At 59.7% G+C, this 15,605-nt stretch carries 13 protein-coding genes; 5 read left to right on the top strand and 8 right to left on the bottom strand.

Features of this window, described 5'->3' with window-relative positions; translation table 11 throughout:
- Nucleotides 1-227 precede the first annotated feature (227 nt).
- Nucleotides 228-2,897 (top strand): autotransporter outer membrane beta-barrel domain-containing protein, encoded by a 2,670-nt coding sequence (locus U862_RS0108120; RefSeq protein ID WP_025109930.1) that lies wholly within the window; start codon nucleotides 228-230, stop codon nucleotides 2,895-2,897.
- A gap of 63 nt (nucleotides 2,898-2,960) precedes the next feature.
- Here the strand turns inward: U862_RS0108120 and U862_RS0108115 are convergent, their stop codons facing one another.
- The 4 genes from U862_RS0108115 to U862_RS0108100 all read right to left on the bottom strand — a co-directional run bounded on the left by U862_RS0108115 (nucleotide 2,961) and on the right by U862_RS0108100 (nucleotide 8,730).
- The gene (locus U862_RS0108115) at nucleotides 2,961-3,461 is read right to left on the bottom strand and encodes a hypothetical protein (RefSeq protein WP_025109929.1); all 501 of its coding nucleotides are present in this window, start codon (nucleotides 3,459-3,461) and stop codon (nucleotides 2,961-2,963) included.
- Nucleotides 3,462-3,639: 178 nt separating this feature from the next.
- A complete protein-coding gene (locus U862_RS0108110) occupies nucleotides 3,640-4,281 on the bottom strand; it encodes a DUF1345 domain-containing protein (RefSeq protein ID WP_025109928.1) in 642 nt (213 codons plus the stop codon).
- A 177-nt stretch (nucleotides 4,282-4,458) separates the two neighbouring features.
- Nucleotides 4,459-7,557 (bottom strand): efflux RND transporter permease subunit, encoded by a 3,099-nt coding sequence (locus U862_RS0108105; RefSeq protein WP_025109927.1) that lies wholly within the window; start codon nucleotides 7,555-7,557, stop codon nucleotides 4,459-4,461.
- A 15-nt stretch (nucleotides 7,558-7,572) separates the two neighbouring features.
- Nucleotides 7,573-8,730, bottom strand: coding sequence for an efflux RND transporter periplasmic adaptor subunit (locus U862_RS0108100; protein ID WP_025109926.1), 1,158 nt, complete (start codon nucleotides 8,728-8,730; stop codon nucleotides 7,573-7,575).
- A gap of 277 nt (nucleotides 8,731-9,007) precedes the next feature.
- Between U862_RS0108100 and U862_RS0108095 the strand changes: the two genes are divergently transcribed.
- Nucleotides 9,008-9,709, top strand: coding sequence for a response regulator transcription factor (locus tag U862_RS0108095; RefSeq protein WP_003224662.1), 702 nt, complete (start codon nucleotides 9,008-9,010; stop codon nucleotides 9,707-9,709).
- A 4-nt stretch (nucleotides 9,710-9,713) separates the two neighbouring features.
- Nucleotides 9,714-11,015: an ATP-binding protein gene (locus U862_RS0108090; protein ID WP_025109925.1), complete on the top strand. Its 1,302-nt coding sequence runs from the start codon at nucleotides 9,714-9,716 to the stop codon at nucleotides 11,013-11,015.
- Nucleotides 11,016-11,128: 113 nt separating this feature from the next.
- Here the strand turns inward: U862_RS0108090 and pncA are convergent, their stop codons facing one another.
- The 4 genes from pncA to U862_RS0108070 form a co-directional block, all read right to left on the bottom strand.
- Entirely contained in the window at nucleotides 11,129-11,755 is a 627-nt protein-coding gene (gene pncA, locus U862_RS0108085) for a bifunctional nicotinamidase/pyrazinamidase (RefSeq protein WP_025109924.1), read from the bottom strand.
- A gap of 50 nt (nucleotides 11,756-11,805) precedes the next feature.
- Nucleotides 11,806-12,564 (bottom strand): anti-sigma factor, encoded by a 759-nt coding sequence (locus tag U862_RS0108080; protein ID WP_025109923.1) that lies wholly within the window; start codon nucleotides 12,562-12,564, stop codon nucleotides 11,806-11,808.
- Nucleotides 12,561-13,046, bottom strand: a complete 486-nt coding sequence (locus U862_RS0108075; protein ID WP_371262565.1) for an RNA polymerase sigma factor — start codon at nucleotides 13,044-13,046, stop codon at nucleotides 12,561-12,563. The genes U862_RS0108080 and U862_RS0108075 overlap by 4 nt, the downstream gene beginning before the upstream one ends.
- A 63-nt stretch (nucleotides 13,047-13,109) precedes the next feature.
- Nucleotides 13,110-13,643, bottom strand: coding sequence for a tetratricopeptide repeat protein (locus tag U862_RS0108070; protein ID WP_025109921.1), 534 nt, complete (start codon nucleotides 13,641-13,643; stop codon nucleotides 13,110-13,112).
- Between the two features lie 175 nt (nucleotides 13,644-13,818).
- On the opposite strand from U862_RS0108070, the gene U862_RS0108065 reads away from it, so the two are divergent.
- Nucleotides 13,819-14,592 (top strand): class I SAM-dependent methyltransferase, encoded by a 774-nt coding sequence (locus U862_RS0108065; protein WP_025109920.1) that lies wholly within the window; start codon nucleotides 13,819-13,821, stop codon nucleotides 14,590-14,592.
- A 195-nt stretch (nucleotides 14,593-14,787) separates the two neighbouring features.
- Nucleotides 14,788-15,600, top strand: a complete 813-nt coding sequence (locus U862_RS0108060) for a crotonase/enoyl-CoA hydratase family protein (protein WP_025109919.1) — start codon at nucleotides 14,788-14,790, stop codon at nucleotides 15,598-15,600.
- Nucleotides 15,601-15,605 lie beyond the last annotated feature (5 nt).

Below are 15,605 nucleotides of genomic sequence, written 5' to 3'. Positions count from 1 at the left end.
AAACCGGAAATGCGTCGCCGGGAGAGTTTTCTCCCGGCACGCCTTCGTATTTTAAAAATATTTCGCTCGTTACATGCGGGCAATTAATCCCACTGAAAAAAAGGACGAGTCCTACAGAGAAGATTCTGACTTGTAGGTATTCTCCGGCGCCATTGACGGACGTCGGTTGGCATTTCTGTTGAAACCCACTGTCTGCCGTCGCCACATCTATTAAAGAGAAGTGTGCCATGAAGTTAGAAAAGACGTCGGGACTTACATCGTTGAAATGTGCAGGTGCACTTTCCTGGGCCGCTACGCTGTTGATCGCTCCCGATTACGTATATGCGCGAACGCTTTTACCGGGAGAAGTCGCAACGGTCTCCGGCCCTGTAGTACCTGAGGCATGGACCGTGCCCGGCACCGCCGTGCTGAATCTTGATGCTACGCAGACTTTAAACATTTCGCTCAACGGCGGCACGTTGAATGCCGCTGCTGCCGTCACCGCGCCAATCGAAGCTTCATCCGAGGCTCAGGTCAATCTGTCCCGATCCACTGTCACCAGCAGCGGCTTCGACACGGCAGTGTCACTGATCGACAGCACTGCCACTATCACAGGTAGCACTTTGACCAGCCAAGGCACTGCATTGGCACTGGCAAGGGACTTGTCTGCGCCTGGCGGCTCAACTGCAACGGTAACCGACAGCACTTTGCAAGGCGGAATTTACGGGGCCGCGGTCACGTCATTGAGCACTCTGAACCTGATCAACAGCCGGGCAATCGCAACCGATCCTCAGGGTGTTGGCCTCACGTTGCTGGGGGGCACTGCCAATGTCAGCGCGGATAGCCGTGTCGTCGGAGATCTTAATGGTGTCATGTTTGAGCAAGACACGCCCGCCGCTTTAGCTGGGCAAGGCCGATTGACGGTGGACGGTTCAACCATTCAGGGTCTTACAGGTGCGGCGATCAGCGTGAACTTTGCGAGCCCGGCCGATCAGCCGGTTCTGATTGATGTTCGCAATGGATCCAGCCTGATTGGCGGCAACGGTAATATCCTCGAAGTGATTGATGGTGGTGCTGTCCGATTCCAGGTCGACAATAGCCAGCTGACCGGCAATATCGACGTTGCCAATGGAGGCAGCGCCAGTGTGCTCCTGCAGAACACTGCCAGCCTGGCTGGCAGTCTGTTCAACGTGAACTCGGTTGTTCTGGATACCCGAAGCACGCTGACAGGCAACGTTCAGGGCACGGGCGAAAACGCCAGTGTGGAATTGAAGAATGCTTCAAACCTGAACGGTAATGTAGTGAATGCAGGCACTGTGATGCTCGACACCCGAAGCACCCTGACGGGCAATATCCAAGGCACAGGCGAAAATGCGAGTGTGGTGTTGAAGAATGCTTCAAACCTGAACGGTAACTTAGCCAATGTGGACTCTGTCACGCTCGATACGCAAAGCGTAATGATCGGTAATATTCAGAGCTCTGGCGCTGGAGTAGTGGCGCTGGACAACCATGCGATCTTCACCGGTGCGGTCACCGGCGTTCGCGAAATGGCCCTCAATCGTGGCGCGCAATGGAATATGGTCGGCAATAACACGCTTGGCAGCCTGACAATGCAGGGTGACAGCGCTGTTCGTTTGGGCACCAATGAAGCGTTTGGCCGGCTGGATGTCGCCAACCTGTCCGGTAACGGACGGTTTCTGATGGGCACTGACCTGGCCACCGGCAACACCGATTTTCTGAATGTCACGCAATCGGCAACGGGGCAACACCAACTGGTGGTAGCAGCCACGGCCAGTGAGCCAGTCAGCGGCGTGCCGGTCAAAGTGGGCAACATAGCCTCTGGTGATGCGCAATTTTCGTTGAAAAACGGCCAGGTGGACGTCGGTGCTCTGGCCTACAAGCTGGTGAAGGAGGGCGAAGGTTTGTACCTGCAACCCGATGCAACCACACCGAGCACCGGTTCCAAAACCGCAATGGCCATCGCCGGTACTGCACCGACCGTCATTTATTCGGAAATGACTACGCTCAACACCCGCCTTGGCGATCGGCGCATGGCTGGTACCCAGCCCCAGGCTCGTTCAGCGGGTACTTTGGACAATGACGGTGAGGGCGGTGCTTACGGTATCTGGATTCGTACTTATGGTAATCAGTACAACGTCAAGAGCGCCTACGGCGACGGTTACAAGCAAAACCAGACAGGTGTTTCGCTTGGGGCCGATACACCGTTGCCATTCGGCGATGGTCAGTGGTTAATTGGTGTATTCGGCGGTTATAGCACAACCAATCTTAATCTTTCCCGCGGCAGCTCCGGCTCGATCGACAGTGTGTATCTGGGCACATATCTGACCTGGTTCGACCAGGCAACCGGCTACTACGTGGATACTGTAGCCAAGGTCAACCGCTTCAATAATGACGTCAAGGTCACCCTGAGCGATGACACGCGTACGAAAGGTGATTTCAATAATCTCGGCCTGAGCGGATCGTTTGAGGCGGGTAAACACATTGCTATGAGCAAGGGCTACTTCATCGAACCATCCGTCCAGGTTGGCGTCGCCGCTGTTCAGGGAAAAAACTACAGTCTGGACAATGGCCTGCAGGTGAACAATGATCAGACTCGATCATTACTCGGCAAGGCTGGCATGACAGTCGGCCGGGAAGTAACGCTCGATAATGGCAGCAAGTTGCAACCGCGGTTGCGTGCGGCAGTCAGCCATGAGTTCGTCAATAATAATCGCGTGAGCGTCAACGAAACTGATTTCAATAATGATTTGTCGAGCACGAGCCTGGAACTGACGGGTGGGGTCAACTGGATACCGGTGAACAATAAATGGCAGGTCTATGCAGAAGTCAGTACAAGTCAGGGCAGTAAAATAGATCAGGAGTTAGGCGGTAGTGTTGGCCTGAGCTACAACTTTTAAAACCACCATGCCAAAAAAAGGAAGCGTTAGAGCTTCCTTTTTTTTTGGCGATTTTTGTTTATTTTAATTTTTTGTCCATTGGCAGCCGTATGCATGGAATTCGCCATTGATCGGGAATGAACCATGACCGTCTACACCGCCGTGATCAAACTTGCCATAGAACGTGCCGTGCAATGTCCCGTTGATTTCGTCGTACTTGAGGTCAAGGGTACCTTCGATGCCTTTGTGCAAGGTGCCTTCTACAGGGTCGGAGTAATAAGTCAATGCATTACGGTCACTGTCTTCCGATATTGGATATTGACCTGACAGAGGTTCAACAAAAAAAACGATTTCAAAACGAACAGTCGTGCCGTTGCTGGTGTGTCCGGCACTGAGCACCAATACCTCACCTTGAGGATAAGTTTTCCACTCCAACGACGGAGTAGAAGTCGAGTTAAAGTTGAGGGGTTCGGGAACTTTGATAATGCGCAGGTGAGAATCAGTGCCACCATTGATGGTTGCAGAAAGAAATGCTGGGTCGTTGGCTTGCAGGATAGACGGATTGAGATTCAAGGCGCAGTTCATGAGGTTATCTCCAGACTAGAGGGATTGTAAGCATCCAAAGACTGGGCAGTCCTAATTCTGGATGTAGTATGGAAGCCCAATTAGACCCCTCTGTAAACTGTCAGACCTGACAGTTTACAGAGGGGATTTCTTATGTGCCTTGAATCAGATCTGGCGCTCATACAGAGCGGAAACGGCGTCATCCAAACAATCCGGCCGCAATATTGATCGAAAACCCCAGAATCGCAGTATTGAACACGAAACCGATCAGCGACTGCGCCAACACGATCTTGCGAATATCGCGGGTAGCGACGCCGACATCCGCAGTCTGCACCGCCACGCCGATGGTGAACGAGAAATACAGGAAGTCCCAATAGTTGGGCGTGGTCAGGCCTTCGGCAAAACGCAGGGCCGGTTCCTTGCCGTCCCAGGTGTAAAACAGGCGCGCGTAGTGCACACAGAAGATCACTCCGATCACCAGCCATGAACCCACTACGGTGAGGGCGGTGAATGCGTAATGCAGAAGTTTGCGATGGGTATCCAGATCCTTGGTACCGGCCAGTTCCAACGTGATGGCGGCCAGGCTGGCCAACGCCGCGATACACACCACGAACAGCACCAACCCGGCGTTTTCGTCCTCGACGACGGCGATGCGTTTAACGTCCGGTGCCTTGGCGCGCACGGTCAGCCAGAACATCAGGATCAGGTAGGTCCAGACGCCGGCGTTCCAGCCGATGAGGACTTTGCCGACGATGGATTCGGCAGGCACCAGAAGACCGGTGGCAAGGCCAACCAGGGCAGCGGCGGAAAGACGAGGGTGGGTACGGGCGAGGAAGCGCATGGGAACTCGATGGGCCTGGATGATTCAGACACATTAGCCCAGCGACGTCCGGGATGACTACAGGGTTGGCTGTTCGAAGGACACTGTGGGAGCGGGCTTGCTCGCGAAAGCGTCGTGTCAGTCGATGTCCAATCGCCTGAAAATCCGCCTTCGCGAGCAAGCCCGCTCCCACAGGGGTTAGTGGTGTTTGCTGAAGCGCTGTACCAGCTTCATCACCACCACAAAAAACAACGGCACAAAGATCACCGCCAGCGTTGCCGTGATCATCCCGCCGATCACCCCGGTGCCGATCGCTTGCTGGCTCGCCGAACTGGCGCCAGTGGCGATAGCCAGCGGCACCACGCCAAGGATGAACGCCAGCGAGGTCATCACGATCGGGCGCAGACGCAGGCGCGCCGCCTGCAACGTGGCATCGATCAGGTCGTGGCCTTCGTCATACAGGCTCTTGGCGAACTCGATGATCAGGATCGCGTTCTTCGCCGAAAGACCAATGATGGTGATCAGGCCGACCTTGAAGAACACGTCGTTGGGCATTCCGCGCAAAGTCACCGCCAACACCGCGCCGAGCACGCCCAACGGCACCACCAGCAGCACCGAGGTCGGAATCGACCAGCTCTCGTACAACGCCGCCAGACACAGGAACACGATCAGCAACGACAGACCGAGCAGAATCGGCGCCTGACTGCCGGACAACCGTTCCTGCAACGACAGCCCGGTCCATTCCTGACCCAGACCTTTTGGCCCCTGAGCCACCAGACGTTCGATTTCCGCCATGGCTTCGCCGGTGCTGTGGCCTGGCGACGGTTCGCCGGAAATCGCAATCGCCGGGTAACCGTTGTAACGGGTCAGTTGCGCCGGGCCTTGCGTCCATTTCGCCTGAACGAACGCCGACAGCGGCACCATGTGTCCGGCATTGTTGCGCACGTGCATTTTCAGCAGGTCATCGACCTGACTGCGCTGATCGCCTTCGGCCTGCACCACCACCCGTTGCATGCGTCCCTGATTGGGGAAGTCGTTGATGTAGGAAGAACCCACGGCGGTGGACAGTACGTTGCCGATGTCGGCGAACGACACCCCCAGCGCGTTAGCCTGCTTGCGGTCCACTTCCAGTTGCACCTGCGGCGCCTCGGCCAGCGCGCTTTCACGGACGTTCATCAGGATCGGGCTTTTTTCGGCAGCGGCGAGCAGTTGGGTACGCGCTTCCATCAAGGTCGCATGACCGAGGCCACCGCGATCCTGCAGACGGAATTCGAAGCCGCTGGACGTACCGAGACCATCCACGGGTGGCGGCAGCACGGCGAAGGCCACGGCGTCCTTGATCTGGCTCAGAGCGATGTTGGCGCGGTCGGCAATGGAACTCGCCGAGTCATCGCTGCCGCGATGCGACCAGTCCTTGAGGGTGGTGAACGCCAGCGCGGCGTTCTGCCCGCTGCCGGAGAAGCTGAAACCGAGGATCACGGTGCTGTCGCCCACACCCGGCTCGCCGGCGTTGTGCGCTTCGATCTGCTCGACCACCTGCACCGTGCGGTTTTTGCTCGCACCGGGCGGCAATTGAATGTCGGTGATGGTGTAGCCCTGGTCTTCGACCGGCAGGAACGAGGAGGGCAGGCGCGCGAAGCACAGGCCCAGGCCGACCAGCAGCACAACGTAGATCAACAGGTAGCGCCCGGTGCGCTTCAACGCATAGCCGACCCAGCCCTGATAACGATCGGTCAGTTGTTCGAAGCGGCGGTTGAACCAGCCGAAGAAGCCGCTCTTCTCGTGATGTTCACCCTTGGCAATCGGCTTGAGCAGCGTTGCGCACAGCGCCGGGGTCAAGGTCAGGGCGAGAAACGCCGAGAACAGGATCGAGGTCGCCATCGACAGCGAGAACTGCCGGTAGATCACACCCACCGAGCCCTGCATGAACGCCATCGGGATGAACACCGCCACCAGCACCAGCGTAATACCGATGATCGCCCCGGTGATCTGCTTCATGGCCTTGCGTGTCGCCTCTTTCGGCGACAAACCTTCGGTAGCCATGATCCGTTCGACGTTCTCCACCACCACGATGGCGTCGTCCACCAGAATACCGATCGCCAGCACCATGCCGAACATGGTCAGCACGTTGATCGAGAAACCCAGCGCGAGCATCGTCGCGAAGGTGCCCATCAGCGCCACCGGCACCACCAGCGTCGGGATCAGCGTGTAGCGGATGTTCTGCAGGAACAGGAACATCACCGCGAACACCAGCAGCATGGCTTCGCCGAGGGTGTAGACCACTTTGGTGATCGAGACCTTCACGAATGGCGAAGTGTCGTAGGGGATCTTGTATTCGACGCCGGCCGGGAAGTAGCGCGACAGCTCGTCCATCTTCGCCCGGATCAACGTCGCGGTCGCCAGAGCATTGGCCCCCGGCGCCAACTGTACGCCTACGGCGGTCGACGGCTTGCCATTCAGCCGTGTGCCGAACTGGTATTCCTGACTGCCGATCTCGACCCGCGCCACATCCCTGATGCGCACGGTGGAACCGTCCGGATTGGCCTTGAGCACGATGTCGGCGAACTCTTCCGGTGTCGACAGTTGTCCCTTGACCAGAATCGTCGCGGTGATTTCCTGACTGCCAGGGTTCGGCAGATCGCCAATGCTGCCGGCCGACACCTGAGCATTCTGCGCGACGATGGCGGCGTTGACGTCGGCCGGCGTCAGGTTGAAACCGATCAGCTTCTGCGGATCGATCCAGATCCGCATCGCCCGTTCGGCGCCGTACAGCTGCGCCTTGCCGACGCCGTCGATGCGCTTGATCTCGTTCATCACGTTGCGCGCCAGATAGTCGCTGAGCGCCACGTCATCGAGTTTGCCGTCGCTGGAGGTGAGAGTGATCAGCAGCAGGAAGCCGGCGGAGACTTTTTCCACCTGCAAGCCTTGCTGGTTGACCGCTTGCGGCAGGCGCGACTCGACCACTTTGAGGCGGTTCTGCACGTCGACCTGGGCCAGTTCTGGGTTGGTCCCCGGCTGGAAAGTGGCTTTGATCGTGGCACTGCCGAGGCTGCTCTGCGATTCGAAGTACAGCAGGTGATCGGCGCCGTTCAGCTCTTCCTCGATCAGGCTGACCACGCTTTCATCGACGGTCTGCGCCGAGGCGCCAGGGTACACGGCGTAGATTTCGATCTGCGGCGGTGCGACGTCCGGGTACTGCGCCACCGGCAATTGCGGAATGGACAGCGCACCGGCCAACAGGATGAACAGGGCGACGACCCAGGCGAACACCGGGCGATCGATAAAGAATTGCGGCATATAAAAGCGTCCTGCTTACTGACCAGAGGCCTGGGCAAGTGGAAGAGGGGTGTCGTCGATCTGCACCACTTCGCCCGGACGGGCGTGTTGCAGGCCTTCGATGACAATGCGATCGCCGGGTTTGAGGCCGCCGGTGACGATCCAGCGGTCGTTCTGCACGGCGCCCAATTGCACGGGCTGCTGGGCCACACGCATTTGCTCATCAACGGTCAGCACCTGAGCAATACCCGCGCTGTCACGCTGCACCGCACGTTGTGGCACGGTAATGCCGTGCGCAAGGGTCGCTTGTTGCAGGCGTACGCGGATGAAGCTGCCCGGCAGCAGGTCGAGGTCCGGATTCGGGAACTCGCTGCGCAGAATGATCTGGCCGGTGCCCGGGTCGACCGTGATGTCGCTGAACAGCAGCTTGCCCGGCAATGGATAGAGGCTGCCGTCATCCTGAATCAGCGTGGCCTTGACCTGATCCTGACCGACTTCCTGCAACTGTCCGGAACGGAAGGCGCGGCGCAGTTCATTCAGTTCACGGGTCGATTGGGTGAGGTCGGCGTGGATCGGGTTGAGCTGCTGAATCAGCGCCAGTGGCGTGGTTTCGTTCTGCCCGACCAGCGCACCTTCGGTGACCAGTGCACGCCCGACGCGTCCGGAGATCGGCGCAGTGACGGTGGCATAGCCCAGGTTCAGTTTCGCGCGCTCCACCGCAGCCTTGTTGCCGGCGACGTCGGCAGCCGTTTGCCGGGCATTGGCGCGGGCGTTGTCGTAGTCCTGGGCACTGATCGCCTTGTCGTCGATCAACTGTGCGTAACGCTGCTCCTGCAGCTTCGCCTGGAATGCGTTGGCCTCGGCCTTGCGCAGCGCGGCTTCGGCGCTGTCGAGGTCAGCCTTGAACGGCGCCGGGTCGATGCGGAACAGCACGTCGCCCTTTTTCACGTCGCTGCCTTCGCGGAAAGTGCGTTGTAGCACCACACCGGCCACCCGCGCGCGCACTTCGGCGATCCGCGGCGCGGCAATGCGTCCGCTCAGTTCGCTGCTGATCGACAGGGGGCGGGCCTCGATGGTTTCGATGCGCACGGTGGCCGGTGGTGCTTCCTCTTCGGCCTTAGAGGACGAATCACAGGCACTCAGCGACAGTGCGATTGCGATCAGGCCGAGCCCGGCCAGAAGATTTTTCGACATGTACCACCCCCAATATTGAAGCCCGCATCCTACGGCCAGACGCCGAGGGTAGCGGTGAAGCTTTGTAGGCGCTGTGTGAAATTGTGTAAGGGTTTTACTCAGGGACGGGTGAGCGCGTATATCCTTTACGCCTTGAATTCTTTTGTGACGGTTGGACCGCTTTCGCGAGCAGGCTCGCTCCCACATGGGTTTTGTGATCGACGCAAAATCACTGTGGCAGCGAGCCTGCTCGCGAAGAGGGTCTGACATCCACCACAGCAATATCTGGAACACCCCCATGCCCAACATTCTCCTGGTCGAAGACGACACCGCCCTCGCCGAACTGATTTCCAGCTACCTGGAGCGCAACGGCTATTCCGTCAGCGTGATCGGGCGTGGCGACCACGTGCGCGAACGGGCACGGATCAATCCGCCGGACCTGGTGATCCTCGACCTGATGCTGCCCGGCCTCGACGGCCTGCAGGTCTGCCGCCTGTTGCGCGCGGATTCGGCGACGCTGCCGATCCTGATGCTCACCGCCCGCGATGACAGCCACGATCAGGTGCTGGGCCTGGAAATGGGCGCTGACGATTACGTCACCAAACCGTGCGAGCCACGGGTGTTGCTGGCACGCGTGCGAACCTTGCTGCGCCGCAGCAGCCTCGGCGAACCGATGACCGTCAATGACCGGATCGTCATGGGCAACCTGTGCATCGACCTGTCCGAACGTACCGTGACCTGGCGCGAACAACCGGTGGAGCTGTCCAGTGGCGAATACAATTTGCTGGTGGTGCTGGCCCGGCATGCCGGTGAAGTGCTGAGCCGCGATCAGATCCTGCAACGCCTGCGCGGCATCGAGTTCAACGGCACCGACCGCTCGGTGGACGTGGCGATTTCCAAGTTGCGGCGCAAATTCGACGACCACGCTGGCGAGGCGCGCAAGATCAAGACCGTCTGGGGCAAGGGTTACCTGTTCAGCCGTTCCGAATGGGAATGCTGAGCTGATGTTCAGAATCCTGTTTCGCCTGTACCTGGTGACGATTGTTTCCTATAGCGCGGCGATCTACCTGGTGCCGGATCTGGTGATCATGGCGTTCCGGGATCGCTTCATCACCTACAATCTCGACTATTCGCGCGGCCTGCAATCGCTGATCACCCGCCAGTTTCATGCGGTGCCGCATGATCAATGGCCGGCGCTGGCTCAGTCGATGGACAAGGATTTCCAGCCGCTGCACATTGCTCTGGCGCGCATCGACGATGCCGAATTCACCACCGCCGAGCAGGCGCGTTTGCGTCGCGGGGACAACGTGGTGCGCATTGGCGACTGGGGTTGGCGTACGTTGGCGGTCACGCCGCTGAACGATGACGTTGCGGTGCAAATGGTGGTCCCGCCGGATCCGATGGACGTCAATCTGTTGTACTGGAGCATCAACGTGCTGATCGGCGCGAGCATGCTTGCCTGCCTGCTGCTGTGGATTCGCCCGCACTGGCGCGACCTGGAACGCCTCAAAGGCGCTGCCGAACGGTTCGGCAAGGGGCATCTGAGTGAACGTACGCAAATCCCCGGCAGCTCCAACATCGGCAGCCTGGCGAATGTCTTCGACACCATGGCAGGCGACATCGAGAACCTGCTCAACCAGCAGCGCGACCTGCTCAACGCGGTGTCCCACGAATTGCGCACGCCGCTGACCCGGCTCGATTTCGGTCTGGCGCTGGCGCTGTCCGACGACTTGCCGGCGACCAGCCGCGAGCGCCTGCAAGGGCTGGTTGCGCACATTCGCGAACTGGATGAGCTGGTGCTGGAGCTGTTGTCCTACAGCCGCCTGCAAAATCCGGCGCAATTGCCCGAGCAGGTCGAGGTCTCGCTGGACGAGTTCATCGACAGCATTTTGGGCAGTGTCGATGAAGAGCTGGATTCACCGGACATCGTCATTGACGTGCTGCTGCACGGTCAGCTCGAACGCTTTTCGCTGGACCCGCGCCTGACAGCGCGGGCCATCCAGAACCTGCTGCGCAATGCCATGCGCTATTGCGAGAAACGCATTCAGATTGGCGTGCAGGTCAGCCCCGATGGCTGCGGGATCTGGGTCGACGACGATGGCATCGGCATTCCGGATGACGAGCGTGAGCGAATTTTCGAGCCGTTTTATCGGCTGGACCGCAGCCGCGACCGGGCCACCGGAGGATTTGGTCTCGGCTTGGCCATCAGCCGTCGGGCGCTGGAGGCGCAGGGTGGGACGTTGACGGTGGAGAGCTCGCCGTTGGGTGGGGCGCGGTTCCGGTTGTGGTTGCCTGACATGGCTTGAACCGAAACCTGTGGGAGCGGGCTTGCTCGCGAAGGCGTCCTGTCAGCTGACATGTTCATTGCTGATACACCGCATTCGCCAGCAAGCCCGCTTCCACAAGAGGCACGCCTGGGTCAGATCAATTGGTTCGATTGAATCAGGCCAACCCCGGCGGTCTGCATCCGCTCCATGGCCGCCGCCAGTGACCCGTCCCTATCAATGGCGCGACAGGCATCCAGCAGCACAAACGTATTGAACCCGGCCGCCCGCGCATCCAGCGCGGAAAACATCACGCAGAAATCCAGTGCCAGACCGACCATGTACACCGTGTCGATACCGCGCTCCTTCAGATAACCGGCCAGCCCTGTGGTGGTCCGTCGGTCCGCTTCGAGAAACGCCGAGTAACTGTCGATATCCGGATTGCAGCCCTTGCGGATGATCAGTTGCGCGTGGGGCAGCTCCAGTTTCGGATGAAACTCGGCGCCGGCCGTGCCTTGCACGCAATGTTCCGGCCAGAGTGTCTGTTCGCCGTAGGGCAACTGAATCACATCGTAAGGCTTGCGCCCTGGGTGACTTGAGGCAAACGAGGCGTGGCCGGTTGGGTGCCAGTCCTGGGCAATGACCACCTGTTTGAACAGGCCGCCGAGGCGATTGATCAGCGGCACGATCAGATCGCCTTCGGGCACGGCCAATCGGCCGCCGGGGGTGAAGTCGTTCTGCACGTCAATGACCAGCAGGGCGGTGCGAGGTGAAATCTGCATCGGTGCTTCCTCCTTGGATAATCACCCGCTCAGCATAGTGGCAGCGGTAATTACACGCTCAGCTTGTCGATCAAGTGTTGTGCCAGGTCTTCCAGCGCTGATGCCGGGTTGTGCCCGATCAACATCCAGGCATGTTCACCTTCGGTCCAGTACACCACGTTCATTTCATGCCGCTGTTCGTGAGCGAGTGGCCGGCTGCCGCTGTTGGAACGGGTCACGCACAGTGCCAGCGGGCCATGCCTGGCATCCAGATACGTCAGTTGTGCAATCGGTACGCCGTCGTACTCGAGCATTTGCGCACGCTTGAGTTCGGCGCCTGGCAACTTCACCAGTGCCGGTGACAGATTCAGCCCCAACCGTGCGTCCACCGTGCGCAGTTGCGCACGTTGACTGGCTTCGTCGCTCGGCAGGTGGTCGAGGGTCTGTGGCACATAGAGCGCCATGTAGTCGCCCACCAGCGCGCGCCAGTTATGCGCTTGCTGCGCCTGCCAGGCGATAAACAGGCGATCGGCCAACACGCCGCCAACCAGCAGGCCTGCGGCGGTTGCACCGATAAACCAGCGCCGGCTCAGGCCCGCCCGCTGGGGCGCGGTGATGGCATCGAGGCGTGCCTGCAAACGCTCCAGTGGCGCCTGTTGCGCCAGTTCTTCATAGGCTTGCTTGTACGGCAGGCTGCTGCGGTCGAGCCATTGCACACGCAGGCTGAGCAACGGGTCGTCGGCAATCGCGCTGTCGAGCTGGCTGCGATAGGCCGGGTCCAGTTCATCATCGAGGTACGCCGTCAGTTGTTCGTCGGAGGGCTTGTTCATGGGTGGTCACCTCCGGTGGTTTTCGGCACGGCTTGCAGGGGCGGGTATTGCGCCAGTTTCAGGCGCGCGGTGGCCAGGCGACTCATGACCGTGCCGATCGGCACTTGCAGTATTTCGGCAACTTCGCGGTAGGACAAACCTTCGACATAGGCCAGGTACACGGTTTCGCGCTGGGCTTCGGGCAAGGCGTCGACCCGACGGATGACTTGCGCCGCCATGACGTGAGTCTGCGCGGCGTATTCGCCGTCGAAGGCCAGTTGACCGTCGGCATCGACCTGACCCGCGCCCTGACGGACCCGGCGTGCGCGCACCTCGTTGAGCCAGATCGAATGCAGAATGCTCAGCAACCAGCGATCCATGCGCGTGCCAGCCACATACTGACTGGCGCGCTCCAGCGCCCGCACACAGGTCGCCTGCACCAGATCCTCGGCCACGTGCCGATTGCGCGACAGCAGCAGACCGTAGCGCCACAGGCGCGCCAGGTGCTGTCCGAGTTCTGCTCTGAATGCCTGATCGCTGACGATGATGGCGTTCCTTTATCTATTTCAGGTTTTCGATGAATCGTTGATGGCTTCAGCCAGGTCCTGGTATTCCTCGCAAGAGGTGCCGCAGATCGATTTGATCCGCTGCAACTGTTCCTGCGCGAGGTCGACGCGGCCTTTGATCACATAGGCCTCGCCGAGGTATTCACGCACTTGCGCGTACTGCGGATCGAGTTTTACCGATTGCAGGTAATAGCGGATGCCTTCATCGGTGCGCCCCAGTTTCCGCGTGGCGTAACCACGGTAGTTGAGGGCCTTGGCGGTGTTCGGTTGTTTCAGGGTGTCGAGCAGCGCCAGGGCCTCTTCGTATCGACCGTCCTTGGCCAATCTGTAGGCGTAGTCGGTACGGTCGGCATCCGGCACGGCGCTGCTGGTCTGCATCACGCATTGCTTCGATTTGCTGTCCCAGACCTGGCCTTTGGGGCAGTCGGGTTTCTGCACGGGCGCGCTTTCATCACCGTTGGCAAACGCCATCGATGCGGACAACGCGGTCACCAGTAGCAACGGGGCGGCGAACATAACGGAACGGATAGTCATGGGCAAGGCTCCACAGTGGGTCATGTTTCACTTTGAACACCACAGCACGGGATTTTATTCATTGCTTTGTCAGGCTCTGTTCAAGGTACGCGCAAATTGTGGCGTTATGCTCAGGAATGCCAGCCGTCCATCCAGCGCCTTGCCATGCCGCCGCGCTGACACACGAGGAACTGCCATGAAAGATCAGGTTCATCATTCCGCTGCCGCCGGCTACAAGACCGCTGCCGATACCTACGTCAAAGGCCGCCCCGACTATCCGCCGCAGGTCAGTCAGTGGCTGACGCAAACATTGGGCCTGGACAGTCACAAGAGCGTCATCGATCTGGGCGCCGGCACCGGCAAGTTCACCGGGCGGCTGGCGGCGACCGATGCACAGGTGATCGCCGTGGAACCCGTGCCGCAGATGCTGGAAAAGTTGTCCGCCGCCTGGCCTGAGGTGCTGGCCGTGAGCGGCACCGCGACGGATCTGCCATTGCCCGATGCATCGGTGGACGTGGTGGTCTGCGCACAGGCGTTTCACTGGTTCGCCACCCCCGAGGCCTTGACGGAGATTGCCCGGGTACTCAAGCCCGGCGGCAAACTCGGCCTGATCTGGAACCTGCGCGACCCACACGTCAGCTGGGTGCCGAAACTCGATGCGATCGTCAACGCCCTGGAGGGTGATACGCCGCGTTACTACACCGGCCAATGGCGTGAGGCGTTTCCGCATCCGGCGTTCGGTGCCCTGCAATTGCAGCAGTTTCACCATGGGCACACCGGATCGCCCGAAGACGTGATTTTCAATCGGGTGCGTTCCACCAGTTTCATTGCTGCACTGCCTCAGGCGCAGCGCGACAAGGTCGATGAACAGATCCGCGCATTGATTGCCTCGGAGCCGGCGTTACGCGGTCGGCATGTGCTGACGGTGCCTTATGAGACGGCGGCGTATGTGGCGGTGAAGGGCAGCTAGATCGGTGGTGCAGCTTTTCGCGAGCAGGCTCGCTCCCACCAGTGGGTGACGGCAGAATCGCTGTTCACTGAAGATCAACGTGGCAGCGAGCCTGCTCACGAAGAGGCCGACCCAGTCCCGCATTTGGCCGAACCGCCATCGTGATGCCTTGTTATAGTTCGGGCCTCATTTTCTGCCCGGTAAAGGATCACTGCCATGTCTCAATACACCGCCTTCAGCGTCGAACTGGCCGACAACATCGCTCATGTGCAGATCAATCGACCGGAAAAGATCAACTCGATGAACGCCGCGTTCTGGAGCGAGATCGTCGAGATTTTCCAGTGGATCGATGACACCGACGAAGTGCGGGTGGTGGTGCTCAGCGGCAACGGCAAACACTTTTCCTCCGGCATCGACCTGATGATGCTCGCCGGCGTCGCCAATGAGCTGGGCAAGGACGTCGGCCGTAATGCGCGCCTGCTGCGGCGCAAGATCCTCACCCTGCAAGCCTCGTTCAACGCCGTCGACAATTGCCGCAAGCCGGTGCTGGCCGCGATTCAGGGCTACTGCCTGGGCGGCGCGATCGACCTGATCGCCGCCTGCGACATGCGTTACGCCGCTGAAGACGCGCAATTCTCGATCAAGGAAATCGACATCGGCATGGCCGCCGATGTTGGCACTTTGCAACGGTTGCCACGCATCATCGGCGACGGCATGCTGCGTGAGCTGGCTTACACCGCACGGACTTTTGGCGCCGAAGAGGCGCGCAGCATCGGTTTGGTCAATCGCGTGTACAGTGACAAGGAACTGCTGCTCGAAGGCGTGATGGACATTGCCCGCGACATCGCCGGCAAGTCGCCGATCGCGGTCACCGGCACCAAGGAAATGATCAGCTACATGCGCGACCATCGCATCGACGACGGTCTCGAATACGTTGCCACCTGGAACGCCGCCATGTTGCAATCCACCGACTTGCGCGTGGCCATGGCCGCCCATATGAGTAAACAGAAACCCGAATTTCTGGATTGAGAAAC

It is taken from the genome of Pseudomonas sp. H1h (genome assembly GCF_000633255.1).
Classification (GTDB): domain Bacteria; phylum Pseudomonadota; class Gammaproteobacteria; order Pseudomonadales; family Pseudomonadaceae; genus Aquipseudomonas.
This window is presented reverse-complemented; position numbering and strand designations above follow the sequence as displayed.